At 70.4% G+C, this 14,167-nt stretch carries 13 protein-coding genes; 7 read left to right on the forward strand and 6 right to left on the reverse strand.

Annotated elements, in window-relative coordinates:
* A partial coding sequence (locus tag AB3X52_RS16245; RefSeq protein WP_367995142.1) for an MFS transporter occupies nucleotides 1-1,238 on the reverse strand: 1,238 nt, incomplete at its 3' end.
* 303 nt (nucleotides 1,239-1,541) lie between these two features.
* A complete protein-coding gene (locus AB3X52_RS16250) occupies nucleotides 1,542-2,633 on the reverse strand; it encodes a potassium channel family protein (RefSeq protein ID WP_367995143.1) in 1,092 nt (363 codons plus the stop codon).
* Between the two features lie 39 nt (nucleotides 2,634-2,672).
* Between AB3X52_RS16250 and AB3X52_RS16255 the strand changes: the two genes are divergently transcribed.
* The 3 genes from AB3X52_RS16255 to AB3X52_RS16265 all read left to right on the forward strand — a co-directional run bounded on the left by AB3X52_RS16255 (nucleotide 2,673) and on the right by AB3X52_RS16265 (nucleotide 6,321).
* On the forward strand, nucleotides 2,673-4,370 hold the full coding sequence (locus tag AB3X52_RS16255) for an acyl-CoA dehydrogenase family protein (RefSeq protein WP_367995144.1): 1,698 nt from the start codon (nucleotides 2,673-2,675) through the stop codon (nucleotides 4,368-4,370).
* Nucleotides 4,371-4,480: 110 nt separating this feature from the next.
* Nucleotides 4,481-5,506, forward strand: coding sequence for a DUF2804 family protein (locus AB3X52_RS16260; protein WP_367995145.1), 1,026 nt, complete (start codon nucleotides 4,481-4,483; stop codon nucleotides 5,504-5,506).
* Between the two features lie 68 nt (nucleotides 5,507-5,574).
* On the forward strand, nucleotides 5,575-6,321 hold the full coding sequence (locus AB3X52_RS16265) for a class I SAM-dependent DNA methyltransferase (RefSeq protein ID WP_367995146.1): 747 nt from the start codon (nucleotides 5,575-5,577) through the stop codon (nucleotides 6,319-6,321).
* Nucleotides 6,322-6,375: 54 nt separating this feature from the next.
* Here the strand turns inward: AB3X52_RS16265 and AB3X52_RS16270 are convergent, their stop codons facing one another.
* Complete coding sequence (locus tag AB3X52_RS16270) at nucleotides 6,376-7,833, reverse strand: glycine hydroxymethyltransferase (protein WP_367995147.1); 1,458 nt, start codon at nucleotides 7,831-7,833, stop codon at nucleotides 6,376-6,378.
* 497 nt (nucleotides 7,834-8,330) lie between these two features.
* Between AB3X52_RS16270 and AB3X52_RS16275 the strand changes: the two genes are divergently transcribed.
* The 4 genes from AB3X52_RS16275 (at nucleotide 8,331) to AB3X52_RS16290 (ending at nucleotide 11,957) form a co-directional block, all read left to right on the forward strand.
* Entirely contained in the window at nucleotides 8,331-10,055 is a 1,725-nt protein-coding gene (locus AB3X52_RS16275) for a nitrite/sulfite reductase (protein WP_367995148.1), read from the forward strand.
* A 160-nt stretch (nucleotides 10,056-10,215) separates the two neighbouring features.
* A complete protein-coding gene (locus AB3X52_RS16280; protein WP_367995149.1) occupies nucleotides 10,216-10,410 on the forward strand; it encodes a hypothetical protein in 195 nt (64 codons plus the stop codon).
* Nucleotides 10,407-11,156: a phosphoadenylyl-sulfate reductase gene (locus tag AB3X52_RS16285; RefSeq protein ID WP_367995150.1), complete on the forward strand. Its 750-nt coding sequence runs from the start codon at nucleotides 10,407-10,409 to the stop codon at nucleotides 11,154-11,156. Before AB3X52_RS16280 ends, AB3X52_RS16285 begins: the two co-directional genes overlap by 4 nt.
* A 57-nt stretch (nucleotides 11,157-11,213) precedes the next feature.
* Nucleotides 11,214-11,957 carry a sirohydrochlorin chelatase gene (locus AB3X52_RS16290; protein ID WP_367995151.1) on the forward strand — a complete coding sequence of 248 codons (744 nt, stop codon included), beginning with the start codon at nucleotides 11,214-11,216 and terminating at the stop codon, nucleotides 11,955-11,957.
* 184 nt (nucleotides 11,958-12,141) lie between these two features.
* On the opposite strand, the gene AB3X52_RS16295 is transcribed toward AB3X52_RS16290, so the two are convergent.
* The 3 genes from AB3X52_RS16295 to AB3X52_RS16305 are packed head-to-tail and all read right to left on the reverse strand — an operon-like array spanning nucleotide 12,142 to nucleotide 14,164.
* Nucleotides 12,142-12,531, reverse strand: a complete 390-nt coding sequence (locus tag AB3X52_RS16295; protein ID WP_367995152.1) for a DUF3037 domain-containing protein — start codon at nucleotides 12,529-12,531, stop codon at nucleotides 12,142-12,144.
* Nucleotides 12,528-13,325 (reverse strand): HipA family kinase, encoded by a 798-nt coding sequence (locus AB3X52_RS16300; protein WP_367995153.1) that lies wholly within the window; start codon nucleotides 13,323-13,325, stop codon nucleotides 12,528-12,530. The genes AB3X52_RS16295 and AB3X52_RS16300 overlap by 4 nt, the downstream gene beginning before the upstream one ends.
* A complete protein-coding gene (locus AB3X52_RS16305) occupies nucleotides 13,322-14,164 on the reverse strand; it encodes a PPK2 family polyphosphate kinase (protein WP_367995154.1) in 843 nt (280 codons plus the stop codon). The genes AB3X52_RS16300 and AB3X52_RS16305 overlap by 4 nt, the downstream gene beginning before the upstream one ends.
* Nucleotides 14,165-14,167 lie beyond the last annotated feature (3 nt).

Genomic DNA, 14,167 nt, shown 5'->3' on the forward strand with positions numbered 1-14,167 from the left:
GAGACGTTGGGCGCCGCGAAGAGGCCGGAGGCCAGGCCGTTGACCAGCAGGATGAGGGCGAAGAGCCAGTAGGGGAAGTTCACCGGGATCACCAGGAAGCCGATGAACGTGACGGCGACGAGCACCATGCCGCCGGCGGCGAACAGCCGCGCGCCGAAGCGGTCGGACAGCACGCCGGAGACCGGACCGGCCACGAGGAAGCCGACCGTCAGCGGGAGCATGTAGATGCCGGCCCACAGCGGCGTGGACTCGTAGGAGTAGCCGTGCAGCGGCAGCCAGATGCCCTGGAGCCAGATGATGAGCATGAACTGCATGCCACCGCGAGCGACGGAGGAGAGCAGGCCGGCGAGGTTGCCGGCCCAGAACGGCCGGATCTTGAACAGGCTCATCGCGAACATCGGGTCCGCGATCTTCGTCTCGATCACGCAGAACGCCACCAGAACGACGGCACCGCCGATCAGCCCGCCCAGCACCCACGGGTTGGTCCAGCCCATCGTGTGGTCGCCGTACGGCTGGATGCCGTAGGTGATGGCCACCAGGATCGCGGTGAGGCCCACCGCGAACGTCAGGTTGCCCGGCAGGTCGAGGCCGCCGTGGCGACGCGCGCCGGTGTCGTGCAACGACTTGTAGGACCAGATGGTGCCGAGGACGCCGATCGGGACCGACACCCAGAACACCAGGCGCCAGTCGACCTCGGAGAGCACACCGCCGACGATCAGCCCGATGAACGAGCCTGCGACGGCGGCGACGTTGTTGATGCCGAGCGCCATGCCGCGCTGCTCGGCGGGGAAGGCGTCGGTCAGGATCGCCGTCGAGTTCGCGAAGAGCATCGAGCCACCGATGCCCTGGATGATGCGCCCGATGATCAACCAGAGCGCTCCGCCCCCGCCCTGCAGCGGGTCCAGGGAGAGGAAGACCGAGGCGAGCGAGAACACGACGAAGCCGAGGTTGTAGATCTTCACCCGGCCGTAGAGGTCGCCGAGGCGCCCGAGCATGACCACGAGGACGGCGGAGACGACCAGGAAGCCCATGATCATCCAGAGCAGGTAGCTCACGTTGCCGGCGCCGAGCGGGTCGACGTGGATCCCCTTGAAGATCGCCGGCAGCGAGATGATCACGATCGAGCTGTTGATCGTCGAGATCAGGATGCCGAGGGTCGTGTTGGAGAGCGCCACCCACTTGTACGACGGGTGGTCGGCCTGGATTCTCTTCTGCTGTCTGCTCGGGGCTTCGGTCACGGAGCGGCACTTTACTTTAGACAGGCTAACTATCGGGACTCCGTCCAGTGTGCTGCCGCGCACACCGCCGACCGACGTCGGGCGCGTGCCGGGACGCCGTCGCACCCCGGGCCGGATGGCCCGTGTGGGCCATGCCTCATCATCCGACCGGGTGATCTTCAGGTTTCTGCAGATCGGGGCGTGATTTCCGCCGGTCGACGGGTTAGAGTTCTTGGTGTTGAGCCGCTGGTGACCCGAGACGCCAGCGGCTCAACTCATTTCGCTGCGCTCATTTTTCAGCGCTCATCTCTCAGCGCACACTTCTCAGGACTCGTCGCTCGCGAAGTCCTCGTTGTGCGTCCCGGGACGCGGCGCCCACGGCAGCTCCTTCGCCGGGCGTACGACGATCAGCCGGTCGCCGCGCGCGAGCTGGCTGACCACGGGGTCGAAGTAGCGGAACACCTTCTCGTCGCGGACCACCGCGATGACCTGGTCGTCGAGGTGCTGGGGCTGCCGACCCACCTCGTTGACGAGCAGCTCGCGCTCGGCCACCTCGAGCCCCTCGCCACGCGTCAGCAGGTCCTCCATGACCTGGCCGAGCGTCGGCGAGAGCGACGAGAGGCCCAGCAGGCGGCCGACCGCGTCGGACGAGGTGATGACCGAGTCGGCGCCCGACTGCTTCATCAGCGGCGCGTTCGCCTGCTCACGGGCCGAGGCGACGATCCAGGCGTCCGGGTTGAGCTGGCGGACGGTGAGGATCGCCAGGACGTTGGAGTCGTCGCGGTCGGTGGTGAGGACGACCTGCTCGGCCGTGCCGACACCGGCCCGGATCAGGACGTCACGCCTGGTCGCGTCGCCCGTCACCACGGCCAGGCCGTCGGCGTGGGCGTCCTGCAGCGCGGTCGTGCTCGGGTCGACGACCACGATCTGCTCGCGGTCCTGCCCGTTCCGGATCAGCGTCTCGACGGCGCTGCGGCCCTTGGTGCCGTAGCCGACGACGACGACGTGGTGGCCCATCTTCTTCCTCCAGCGAGAGACGCGGATCAGCTCGCGGCCACGGCTGGCCAGCACCTCCAGGGTGGTGCCGATCAACAGGACCAGGAAGCCGATGCGGGCGGGGGTGACGACGAACGCGTTGATCACCCGGGAATGCTCCGAGATCGGCGTGACGTCGCCGTAGCCGGTCGTGCTCAGGGTGACCGTCGAGTAGTAGATCGCGTCGATCAGCGTCAGCGGGCGGCCGGGATGGCCGTTGTCCTGATATCCGTCGCGGTCGAGGTAGACCAGCAGCACCGTGCCGATCAGGATGGCGAGGGCCAGGAGCACGCGGCGGCCGAGCTGCCACCACGGGGAGCGCACGCGTTCGGGCAGGGACACCCCGGGCCCGGCGGCATACTCGGGCGACTCGTCGGACACGGGGGGCAATCTAGCGCGCCGCCGCCTATCGTCGGGGACATGGCCTCCGACGCGCAGCCCATCGACCTCCACGACGACTCACGTGCCGCCCTGCGGGTCTCTCTCAACCAGGCGCCACCGCTCGCCGGCCACGATGTCGTCGGCACCGACCTGGCGCTCGCGGAGGCCGTCGTACGCCACGGCTCGGAGGAGGTCCTCGCGTCGCTGACCGCGCTCGGCCGCGAGGCCGGCTCCGCCGAGGCGCGCGAGCACGGCCTGCTCGCCAACCAGAACGAGCCGGTGCTGGCCAACTACGACCGCTATGGCAACCGCGTCGACGAGGTCCGCTTCCACCCGTCCTGGCACTGGCTCATGGAGCGCGCCGTCGGCCACGGGCTCGCCGCCGCGCCCTGGGAGCAGGAGACCGTGCCGCACGACGGCCACGCCCACGTCCGGCGTGCGGCCGGCTTCATCGCCTGGTCGCAGACCGAGCCGGGCCACGGCTGCCCGATCTCGATGACGTACGCCGCCGTTCCGGCGCTCCGAGCCGACGACACGCTCGCCAAGGAGTGGGTCCCGCTGCTGGCCTCGCTGACCTACGACCCCGCGACGCGGCCGGCCGGGGAGAAGCGTGGCGCCCTCGCCGGCATGGGCATGACCGAGAAGCAGGGCGGCTCGGACGTGCGGGCCAACGTGACGCAGGCGCGGCCGACCTCCGTCGACGGTGAGTACACCCTCCACGGCCACAAGTGGTTCACCTCCGCTCCGATGAACGACGTCTTCCTGGTCCTGGCGCAGGCGCCGGGCGGCCTCACCTGCTTCGTCCTCCCCCGGGTCCTTCCGGACGGCTCGCGCAACCGGCTCGACGTCGTACGCCTCAAGGACAAGCTCGGCAACCGCTCCAACGCGAGCTCGGAGCTGGAGTTCGACGGCACGCTCGTCCACCGGCTCGGCGAGGAGGGACGCGGCGTGCGGACCATCATCGAGATGGTCGCCGCCACCCGCCTCGACTGCGTGCTCGGCTCGACCTCGCTGATGCGGAAGGCACTCGCCGAGGCCTCCTGGCACGTCGCCCACCGGTCGGCCTTCGGGGGCCTGCTCGCCGACAAGCCGCTGATGCAGAACGTCATCGCCGACCTCGCGGTCGAGTCCGAGGCGGCGACCGCGCTGGCTATCCGGCTCGCCGCGGCGGTGGACCGTGCCGACGACCCGCGCGAGAGCGCCTTCCGCCGGCTCGCCCTCCCGCTGGCGAAGTTCTGGGTCTGCAAGCGCACGCCCGCGATGGTGGCCGAGGCGCTGGAGTGCCTCGGTGGCAACGGGTACGTCGAGGAGTCCGGCTTGCCGCTGCTCTACCGCGAGGCCCCGCTCAACTCGGTCTGGGAGGGCTCCGGCAACGTCAACGCGCTCGACGTCCTCCGGGCACTCGGGCGAGAGCCGGAGGCCCTCGACGCGTGGATCACCGAGGTCGGGCTCGCCCGCGGCGCCGACGCCCGCCTCGACCGGGCCATCGAGGAGACCCTCGAGCTCCTCGGCACGCTGATGGGCTCCCCCGACGCCCTCGAGGGCTCCGCACGCCGGCTCGCCGGCCGGATGGCCGCCGTGCTCCAAGGGTCGCTGCTGGTCCGCTTCGCGCCTACCGAGGTGGCCGACGTCTTCTGTGCGTCCCGGCTGGCGGGAGGCCACGGCGGCACCTACGGCATGCTCGACCGCGGCGATCTCGCCTCAATCCTCGCGCGAGCCACACCGGCGGTCAGCTGACGCCGCGGGAGACGGTCATCGGCCCGCTCCGCACCGTCTCGGCCCGTCGCATGGTCGGTCGCGGACGTGCCCTCTCCTCGACCAGGGCTCTCGCGCGATACCTTTCGAGCGTGCTCCACGCCGACCGCCCCGTCGCGCTGGTGGTGGACGGCCATCGCCACCACGGTCGCTTCGCCGCGCGGCCGGCCGACGTCAACCCGCTCGACGCGTACGCCGGCCTGCGCCGCGGCCTCGCCTGGCTCCGCCTCAAGCAGTGGATCGGCTGGACGCTCCTGCATCCGGAGCTCTCCTCGTCGTTCATCCTCCAGGACGCCCACTACCTCGCCAGCTCCGAGATCTACGTCCGGGACGCGCAGGGGCTCGTCGAGCACGCCCGCAACGCCCGCGGCGGCTCCCTGCGTCTCCCCCGCGGGCTGTTCCCCAGCTCGCCGCGGATCGGCACGCCGGGCTACGAGATCGGCTACACCTGGGCTGACGAACCGGCCGGCACCCACCGCATCCGGGCGGAGATCGCCGCCACCGCGGAGAAGCCGCGCATCAGCGTCGACCTCAGCCTCGACGGGGCACGCGCATCCGCGCCACTGTCGGTGAGCGCGCCGCTCCCGGGTGGCGCGCTCTACACCCACAAGGCGGTCTTCCCCGCCGCCGGGACCGTCACCGTCGGCGAGCGGGTCCACCGCTTCGACCCCGGCCGGGACCTCGCGATCCTGGACGAGCACCACTCGGCGCTCCCCTACCGGACCCGGTGGCGATGGGGCACGTTCGCGACCCAGGCGTCCGACGCCGCGCCAGGCGGAATCCTCGGTGCCAACCTCGCCGAGCGGCCGACGGTGCCCGGCTTCGAGGACGAGTCCTGCCTGTGGCTCCCGGGACCGGACGGTCCGACCGTCGAGCCGCTCGGCGACCTCACGTTCGAGCCGTCCGCGGACGATCCGCTCGCTCCGTGGCACGTGTCCTCGGCCGACCGGCGACTCGACGTCACGTTCCTCCCGGAGGACCGCAAGTCCGTCAAGCACCAGCTGGTGCTCGCCGAGATCGACTACTGGCAGCTGGTCGGCACCTACACCGGTGTCGTCGCGGGGCGGCCGGTGGCCGGCGTACGCGGGGTGCTGGAATCCACGCGCGCCCGGCTCTAGTCGCCGGCACTGGTTACCGGCCCAATTCGGTCGACCTCTCCGGTCCGTCTTCGGCAGAGTGGCCGACCATGACGAGCAGCGACCTGTGGGACCAGGAGACGGCCGAGCGGTACGACGACCCCGACGACCCGGCGAACAGCACGTCGTCGATCGCCCCGGTCGTGGACATGTTGGCCGGGCTCGCCGGCGACGGGCCCGCGCTCGAGCTCGCGATCGGCACCGGGCGGATCGGCGTACCACTGCGGGCACGCGGCATCCCGGTGACCGGTATCGAGCTGTCCCAGCCGATGGTCGACGTACTCCGTCGGAAGGTCGACGAGACGACCCTGCCCGTGGTGGTCGGCGACATGGCCGCCACCGTCGTCCCCGGCGCCGGGACGTTCACCCTGGCCTACTTGGTCTACAACACGATCGGAAACCTCCGCACCCAGGACGAGCAGGTGGCGTGCTTCGCGAACGCCGCGCACCACCTCGCGCCGGGCGGGCGGTTCGTGGTGGAGGTCGGCGTACCCCCGCTGCGGAGGCTGCCGCCGGGCCAGACCGCGGTCCCGTTCGACGTCTCCGACCGGCATGTCGGCTTCGATACCTTCGACGCGGTCACGCAGCAGGCGGTGTCGCACCACTACTCCCGCGAGCCGGACGGATCTTTCCGCTACGCGCCCCACCACTATCGCTATGTCTGGCCGGCCGAGCTCGATCTGATGGCGCGACTCGCCGGGCTCGCTTTCGAGCGACGGTACGACGGCTGGGGCCGAAGCCCGTTCACCTCCGAGAGCACCAGCCACGTGAGCATCTGGCGCAAGCCGGCCGCCTAGGTGCGAGGTTGTGAGTGCCAGCGAGGGCTATCGGCCTCGCTGGCACTCACGACCTCAGGCCAGCTCGAGACCCGGGTAGAGCGGGTGCTTGTCGAGCAGCTCGGCCGCAGCGGCCTTGGTCTTCTCCGCGACCCCGTCGCCGATGGCGTACGACGCCTTCGACGGCGCGCCGGCGCTGGTCGTCCCCGGGGAGGTGTTGGTGAGGACGTCGACGATGAGCTCGGCCACGCGGTCGAACTCATCGTGCCCGAAGCCGCGGGTCGTCAGCGCGGGGGTGCCGAGACGGACGCCGGAGGTGTACCACGCACCGTTCGGGTCGGCGGGGACCGAGTTGCGGTTGGTGACGACGCCGGAGTCCAGCAGCGCGGACTCCGCCTGGCGGCCGGTGAGGCCGAACGACGACACGTCGAGCAGCACGATGTGGTTGTCGGTGCCGCCGGTGACGAGCTTGGCACCGCGCGAGAGGAAGCCGTCCGCGAGCGACTTCGCGTTGTCGGCGACGTTCTGGGCGTAGGTGGCGAAGGCGGGCTGGCGCGCCTCGGCGAGCGCGACCGCCTTGGCGGCCATTACGTGCGACAGCGGACCACCGAGGACCATCGGGCAGCCGCGGTCGACGCTCGGGGCGTACTCCTCCGTGGCGAGCACCATGCCGCCACGCGGACCGCGCAGGGACTTGTGGGTCGTGGTCGTGACGATGTGGGCGTGCGGGACCGGGTCCTCCTCGCCCGTGAACACCTTGCCCGCGACCAGGCCGGCGAAGTGCGCCATGTCGACCATGAGGGTGGCGCCCACCTCGTCGGCGATCTCGCGCATCTTCGCGAAGTTCACCCGGCGCGGGTAGGCGGAGTAGCCCGCGACGATGACCAGCGGCTTGAACTCCTTGGCCTTCGCGCGCACCGCGTCGTAGTCGAGCAGACCGGTCTCGGGATCGGTGCCGTACTGCTGCTGGTGGAACATCTTGCCGGAGATGTTGGGCCGGAAGCCGTGCGTGAGGTGACCGCCGGCGTCGAGCGACATGCCCAGCAGGCGCTGGTTGCCGAGCTCCGCGCGCAGACTCTCCCAGTCCGCCTCGCTGAGATCGTTGACGCCTCGAGCCCCGAACTTCTCCAGCCACGGCCCCTCGACGCGGTGGGCGAGGATCGACCAGAAGGCGACCAGGTTGGCGTCGATCCCGGAGTGCGGCTGGACATAGGCGTACTCCGCTCCGAACAGCTCACGCGCGTGCTCGGCGGCCAGCGACTCGACGGTGTCGACGTTCTGACACCCGGCATAGAAGCGATGTCCGACGGTGCCCTCGGCGTACTTGTCGCTGAGCCAGCTGCCCATCGTCAGGAGCACGGCGGGCGAGGCGTAGTTCTCGCTCGCGATGAGCTTGAGGCTGGCCCGCTGGTCGACCAGCTCCTGCTTGGTGGCCTCCGCGATCCGGGGCTCCACCGCGGCGATCACCTCCAGGGCCTGGTTGTACGCCGAGCTCGCCAGGGCGGGAATGTTCGTGGCGGAGAGGTCGCTCATGACTGCACAGGGTAGTGAAGCGCGTGCTCGTCCGCCGCATCGTGGTCGTCACACCGAGGAGCGGCCTCCGTACCTCATGGACGTGAACGCGAGGCGGAGCAACCGGCCGACGGCACGGCGGCGCGGGAGCCCCGCAGCGTGACGTCGGCCACATCCGCCCGCGTGCGAGGCAGTATTTGTCCAATATTCGGACCGACGTATCACGATATGAGATCTCGCCTTGCTGGGAGGCCGTCCGCTCCTTGAGACTCCTTGACATGGTCACCGCTGCAACGCACACGCACCTCGTGGTTCGACGCCACGTGGACTTCTGCCGTATGCGCAGCATGATCTGTTGGCCTCGCTGATCGCCGCGCTCAGACCGCAGCTCCGCGACGAGCACGACCCGCCGCCCCGACAGACCATCATCCCGGGCGCCGGAGGCGAGGACTCCCCCACGACATCGCCGTGGCCGTTCCTTCCTCCCCGCGTCTCTCGACCACGAGGAACTCTGACCGATGTCCGACCCGCGCTTCCAGGCACGACGCGCCACCCAGACCGAGATCCCCCGCACCAAGCGAGGCGAGGGCCAGTGGGCGCTGGGCTTCACCGAGCCGCTCAACAAGAACGAGCAGTCCAAGAAGGACGACGACCCGCTGAACGTGCGGGAGCGGATCCTCCACATCTACTCCAAGCGGGGCTTCGACTCGATCGACCCCGCGGACCTGCGCGGCCGGTTCCGCTGGATGGGTCTCTACACCCAGCGCAAGCCCGGCATCGACGGCGGCAAGACCGGCTCCCTCGCCGAGGAGGAGCTGGACGACCGCTACTTCATGATGCGCGTGCGCTCGGACGGCCAGCTGCTCGGCGCGACCCAGCTGCGCACGTTGGGGTCCATCTCGACCGACTTCGCCCGCGGCACCGCCGACATCACCGACCGGCAGAACATCCAGTACCACTGGGTCGAGATCGAGAGCGTCCCCGAGATCTGGGACCGGCTCGCCGCCGCCGGCCTCAACACGCTCGAGGCGTGCGGTGACAGCCCGCGTGGCTTCCTCGGCTCCCCCGTCGCCGGCGTGGCGGCCGACGAGATCCTGGACGGCAGCTCCGCGCTGGCCGAGATCAAGCGCCGCTACATCGGCAACCCGGCGTACTCCAACCTGCCCAGGAAGTTCAAGACCTCGGTCTCCGGGCACCCGTCGCTCGACGGTGCGCCCGAGATCAACGATGTCTCCTTCGTCGGCACGGTCCACCCCGAGCACGGCCCGGGCTTCGACCTGTGGGTCGGCGGCGGGCTCTCCACCAACCCAATGCTCGCGCAGAAGCTCGGCGTCTGGATCCCGCTCGAGGAGGTGCCGGACGTCTGGGAGGGTGTCATCGCGATCTTCCGCGACTACGGCTACCGCCGGCTGCGGTCCCGCGCCCGACTCAAGTTCCTCGTCGCCGACTGGGGCGTGGCGAAGTTCCGCGAGGTCCTGGAGAACGAGTACCTCGGCCGGAAGCTCGTCGACGGCACCTCGCCGGAGCGCGCCGTGCGCAACGGCGACCACATCGGCGCCCACGAGCAGAAGGACGGTCGGTTCTACGTCGGCGCGACGCCCACGGTCGGCCGCGTCAGCGGCACCATGCTGACCGCGCTCGGCGACCTCGTCGAGAAGTACGCCGCGGACGGTGTCCGGCTGACGTCGTACCAGAAGCTCGTGATCCTCGGGGTCGAGGCCGACGCCGTGCCCGACCTGCTGGACGACCTGGAGGTCATCGGTCTCTCGGCGCGCCCGTCCAACTGGCGGCGCTCGACGATGGCCTGCACCGGCATCGAGTTCTGCAAGCTCGCCATCGTCGACACCAAGCAGCGCGCGAGCGATCTCATCGACGAGCTCGAGCGTCGCTTCCCCGACCTCGACACCCCGATCACGGTCAACGTCAACGGCTGCCCGAACTCGTGCGCCCGGATCCAGGTCGCCGACATCGGCCTCAAGGGTCAGCTCGTCCTCGATGACGACGGCAACCAGGTCGAGGGCTTCCAGGTCCACCTCGGCGGCGGCATCGGCCTGACCAACGGCTTCGGCCGCAAGCTGCGGGCCCACAAGGTCACCAGCGCCGGTCTCGACGACTACATCACCGCGGTCGTGGAGAGCTACCTCGACGACCGGACCGAGGACGAGTCGTTCGCCGCCTGGGTCGCGCGCGCCGACGAGGCGCTGCTGCGCGGCGAGAGGGTCGCCGAAGGGGCCACCGCATGAGCGAGCGCAAGCGAGCGACCATTCGATCTCTCATGCGGCCGCGTCCGTACTCTGTCGCCTTCTTGACGGAGGTGGCCGCAAGCGAGCGCAAGCGAGCGACCATTCGATCTCTCATGCGGCCGCGTCCGTACTCTGTCGCCTTCTTGACGGAGGTGGCCGCATGAGCGGCGAGGCGCGCGCCGTCCCGTTCCACTGCCCCTTCTGCGGCGAGGAGGACCTCTGGCCGCACGAGGTCGTCGGCGAGAACGGCGAGGTCTCCTCTCCCCACGGGGCGTGGGAGTGCCGTGCCTGCCTGCGGGCCTTCCAGCTCAAGAGCCTGGGCATCGTCCAGCGGACCGGAGGGAAAGCGCGATGAGCGGTGCACCACTGACAGCGGCCGCGCGCAGCTCGCGCGGCATCCAGACCGACGGACGCACCCCGGAGGAGCTGCGCGAGCTGGTGTCCCACTGGGGCGCGGAGCTCGAGCTGGCGCCGGCCGAGACCATCATCGAGTGGGCGGCCGCGACCTTCGGCGAGCGGTTCTGCATCACCTCCTCCATGGGGGACGCGGTCCTCGCCCACCTCGCGTCCACGGTGGTTCCCGGCGTCGACGTCGTCTTCCTCGACACCGGCTACCACTTCGTCGAGACCATCGGCACCCGCGACGCCGTCGCCGCCACGCTCGACGTCAACCTGCTCACGATCACACCCGTGCAGTCGGTGGCGGAGCAGGATGCGACGTACGGCAAGGACCTCTACCGCACCGACCCCGACCTGTGCTGCAAGCTGCGGAAGGTCCAGCCGCTGGCCGACGCGCTGGAGGGGTACGACGCCTGGGCCACCGGCCTGCGCCGCGCCGAGACCCACAACCGGGTCATCGCGCCGGTGATCGGCTGGGACGCCAAGAAGGGCAAGGTCAAGGTCTCGCCCATCGCCCGCTGGTCCGACGAGCAGGTCGAGCGCTACATCGCCGAGAACGGCGTGCTCGTCAACCCGCTCGTCTACGACGGCTATCCGTCCATCGGCTGCGCGCCTTGCACGCGCCGCGTCGCGCCGGGCGAGGACCCGCGCAGCGGCCGCTGGGCCGGCACCAACAAGACCGAGTGCGGCATCCACACCTGACCCCACTCGCTCCTCCTGACCACACGCTCTGACACGCAACACCCGAAGGGAAGAACAATGGCCGCTCCTGCCCTGGTGGCCCTGGCCCACGGCAGCCGTGACCCCCGGTCCGCCGCCACGGTCACGAAGCTCGTGACCGAGGCCCGTGCCCAGCGCCCCGACCTTCGCATCGAGGCCGCCTTCCTCGAGCTGTCGACGCCGTCGTTCCAGACGGTCGTCGACCGGCTCGTCAAGGCCGGACACGACGAGATCGTCGTCGTACCCCTCCTCCTCACCGACGCGTTCCACGCCAAGGTCGACGTCCCCTCCGTGGTCGCCGCCGCCATGGAGCGCCACCCGGGTCTCAAGATCCAGGCGACGTCGATCCTCGGTCTCGAGGCCTGTTTCCTCCAGGTGCTCGACGAGCGGCTCCGGGCCGCGCTCAAAGCCAACCGCGTCCGCGAGCTCGACGCGCTCGTCCTCGCTGCCGCCGGCTCCAGTGACCCGCTCGCCAACCAGTCCGTCGCGCGGCTGGCCCGCATCTGGGGCGCCCACCACAAGCTGCCGGTCACGGCGGCGTACGCCTCGGCCGCCCCGCCCGCGACCGGCGAGGCCGTCCGCGCCTTCCGGCTGCAGGGACGGCGCCACATCGCGATGGCCTCGCTGTTCCTCGCGCCCGGCTTCCTGCCCGACCGGGCGGCGGAGCTCGCCCTCGAAGCCGGCGCCGTCGCCGTCTCCGAGCCGCTGGGGGCACACCCCGAGGTCGCGCGCACCGTGCTCGCCCGCTATGCCGTCGGCGCGGTGGAGCTCGTCCCCGTCTGATCCCGCTGGCGGATCCGTCGCTCTGGCGGCCGCGTCGTTCGTTCTGCCCGTCGAGTCGTCACCTTGCCCCAGCACAGGTGACGACTCGACGGGCATGACCGACGACTCGGCCCGCCATTTCGCACAACTCGGCCCGTCATTTCGCACAACTCGGCCGTCGTTGGTGACGACTCGGCGTGGCTGGTCAGCCGACGAGGTGGTCCCCGAGGCGCTGAAGCTCGGCCGCGGGGTCCGGGGTGACGCCGCCATGGACCGGCCCCGGCTGGAGCACCGTGCTCCGGGGCGCCTTGAGGAAGCCGAACCTCTGGCTCAGGTTGTGCGCGGCCGCCGCTCCCCCGCGTTCGTCACCGGCGCACACACCCTCGACGAACGCGAGCGTCTCGCAGACCTGCTGGACGTCGAGCTGGGGGAACGCCGCCGCCAGACGCTGCTCGTCGACGCGCCAGGCGACGTCGAGGAAGTCGGCCGCCTGGCAGTAGACGACGACGCCGACGTTGAGGAACTCCTCGCGGTCGACGCGCGGCACACAGCGCAGCACGACGTACTGGTAGGCCAACGGCCTGGTGCCCGTCACGCCGCCCCCTCCGCGCTCGGGAGCCACTGACGCGTCGCGAGACGGGCGCCGAGGAAGGAGACGTACGCCGCGCGGAGCGCCGCGGGCGTGTCCGCGCCGGGGACCGGCTCGAGCCACTCGTCGGGGACGACGGCCACCACGTCACGCAGGACCGACTCGTCCAGCTGCGCGGTGATCTCCTCGTCCGCGGCAGGAAGTCCGCCGGCGTAGGCCTTGAGGACGTGGTCGTCGATGTTCCACGCGAGGTTGGCGAAGCGCGCCGGATCGGTGACACCGCCCTGCCACGCGTGGTGGAAGTAGAGCGCCGCGCCGTGGTCGATGACCCAGAGGTCGCCGTGCCAGAGCAGCAGGTTGGGGTTGCGCCACGAGCGGTCGACGTTGGCGGTGAAGGCGTCGAGCCAGAGGATCTTGGCCCGGTCGTCGGAGCGCAGCGTCACCTCGCCGTCGTAGCCGAAGGCGCCGGGCAGGAAGTCGATCCCGAGGTTGAGTCCGGGGCTGGCGTTGAGCAGGTCCTGGACCTCCTCGTCGGCCTCGTAGCGTGCGATCGCGGGATCGAGGTCGAGCACCACGAGCCGCGGCGTGTGGAGCCCGATGCGGCGGGCGAGCTCACCGACGATCACCTCCGCGACGAGGACCCGGACGCCCTGGCCGGCGCCGCGGAACTTGCAGACGTAGGTGCCGAGATCGTCGGCCTCGACGATCCCGGGCAGGCTGCCGCCTTCACGGAGCGGGGTGACGTAGCGGGTCACCCCGACGCGAGGCAGCTGCTCGACCTCGGACCGCGTGCCGCTCACGAGACCGTGTCCTCGGCCAGCCGCTTCTTCTCCCGCTCAAGATCGAAGTCGGGCGCGGGCCAGTCCAGACCGAGCCCGCTGAGCGTCTCGTGGAGGAGCTTCGCGATCGCGAGGTTGCGATACCACTTCTTGTCGCTGGGCACGATGTGCCACGGCGCGTGCGCGGTATTGGTCCGTTCGAGCGCAATCTCGTACGCCGTCTGGTAGTCGCGCCAGAGCTGCCGCTCGTCGACGTCGCCCGGGTTGTACTTCCAGTACTTGGCCGGGTCGTCCAGCCGGGCGAGGAGACGTTCCTTCTGCTCACGCGCCGAGATGTGGAGCATGCACTTGAGCACCACCGTGCCCTCGTCGACGAGACGCTGCTCGAAGTCGTTGATCGCGGCGTACCGCCGCTCGATCTCGTCCGCCGGGGCCAGGTGCCGGACCCGGCCGATCAGCACGTCCTCGTAGTGGGACCGGTCGAAGACGCCGAGGTAGCCGGCCGCCGGCACCGCCTTCTCGATGCGCCAGAGGAAGTCGTGGGCGAGCTCCTCGTGGGTCGGCGCCTTGAAGGACACGATGTGCACGCCGACCGGGTCGACGAGCCCGACCGTGTGCTTGAGAACGCCGCCCTTGCCGGAGGTGTCCATGCCCTGCAGGACGAGCAGCACCTGACGCGCGTGGTGGGTCCCGCGGCTGGCGAAGAGCTTCGTCTGAAGCTCCAGGAGCTCGTCGCCCAAGGCTGCGAGCCGCTCCTCACCCTTCTCCTTGTCGCCCTTGACCCCCGGCGTGCCTCCTGGGGCGTACGCCGTGAGGTCCACCGGGCCGGGTGGCACCCGCAGCTCGTCGCGAAGGCTCATGGC

It is taken from the genome of Nocardioides eburneus (assembly GCF_040838215.1).
GTDB lineage: Bacteria > Actinomycetota > Actinomycetes > Propionibacteriales > Nocardioidaceae > Nocardioides > Nocardioides eburneus.

Bases quoted from the DNA above. Each gene is read 5' to 3' on its own strand.
- AB3X52_RS16255 (WP_367995144.1), top strand. From the start codon at position 2,673: ATGGCCTCCGACGCGCAGCCCATCGACCTCCACGACGACTCACGTGCC.
- AB3X52_RS16265 (WP_367995146.1), top strand. From the start codon at position 5,575: ATGACGAGCAGCGACCTGTGGGACCAGGAGACGGCCGAGCGGTACGAC.
- AB3X52_RS16270 (WP_367995147.1), bottom strand. From the start codon at position 7,833: ATGAGCGACCTCTCCGCCACGAACATTCCCGCCCTGGCGAGCTCGGCG.
- AB3X52_RS16275 (WP_367995148.1), top strand. From the start codon at position 8,331: ATGTCCGACCCGCGCTTCCAGGCACGACGCGCCACCCAGACCGAGATC.
- AB3X52_RS16280 (WP_367995149.1), top strand. From the start codon at position 10,216: ATGAGCGGCGAGGCGCGCGCCGTCCCGTTCCACTGCCCCTTCTGCGGC.
- AB3X52_RS16285 (WP_367995150.1), top strand. From the start codon at position 10,407: ATGAGCGGTGCACCACTGACAGCGGCCGCGCGCAGCTCGCGCGGCATC.
- AB3X52_RS16290 (WP_367995151.1), top strand. From the start codon at position 11,214: ATGGCCGCTCCTGCCCTGGTGGCCCTGGCCCACGGCAGCCGTGACCCC.
- AB3X52_RS16305 (WP_367995154.1), bottom strand. From the start codon at position 14,164: ATGAGCCTTCGCGACGAGCTGCGGGTGCCACCCGGCCCGGTGGACCTC.